This window comes from Falsiroseomonas oryzae, from assembly GCF_027856955.1.
Lineage (GTDB): Bacteria > Pseudomonadota > Alphaproteobacteria > Acetobacterales > Acetobacteraceae > Falsiroseomonas > Falsiroseomonas oryzae.
On record NZ_JAPSMD010000999.1, the window covers coordinates 1 to 585 of the forward strand.

At 75.6% G+C, this 585-nt stretch carries 1 protein-coding gene and 1 tRNA gene; one reads left to right on the forward strand and one right to left on the reverse strand.

Going from position 1 to position 585, the window contains the following annotated elements:
• Positions 1-337, forward strand: a 337-nt coding sequence (locus tag OZN99_RS33160; RefSeq protein ID WP_270939412.1) for a tripartite tricarboxylate transporter substrate-binding protein, incomplete at its 5' end; no start/stop codon positions are given.
• A gap of 86 nt (positions 338-423) precedes the next feature.
• Here OZN99_RS33160 and OZN99_RS33165 read toward each other — a convergent pair.
• A tRNA-Lys gene (locus OZN99_RS33165) sits at positions 424-496 on the reverse strand.
• Positions 497-585: the final 89 nt, after the last annotated feature.

The following is a 585-nucleotide window of genomic DNA, read 5'->3' on the forward strand; positions in this document are numbered from 1 at the left end:
GGTCGGCGCCGGCCAGCTGCGCCTGCTGGCGGTGACCACGGCGGCGCGGGTGTCGACGGTGCCGGACGTGCCGGCCGCGGCCGAGACGCTGCCCGGCTTCGACCTGGCGCCGTCGATCTTCGTCGTGGCACCGGCCGGCACGCCGCCTGCGGTGGTGCAGGCGCTGAACGCGGCGGTGGCGGGCGCCGTCGCGGATTCCGCCGTTCGGGAGCAACTGGCGGCCGCCGGCCTGATCGCCGCCGCGCCGGTCACACCGGACGCGCTGGCCCGCGAGATCGCCGCGGAGACCACGCGCTGGTCCGAACTGGCGCGTGCCTCGGGCGCGAGGCTGGAGTGAGCGGGACCTTTGTGTCGCAACCGGTCGACAGGATCAGGGCGCGGACAAGCCGATCGTCCCTGCCGCACGAAAGGCGGCGAGAAGGATGAGCCCGCTGGGACTCGAACCCAGGACCCCATGATTAAAAGTCACGTGCTCTACCGGCTGAGCTACGGGCTCGTCGCGCGGCGTCGGGGCGGCCGGGGCCGCCCCGCGCGGGCGGCGCTTTAGGCGTCCGCGGCCGGGGCGCTGTCAACCCCGCCGGCCGG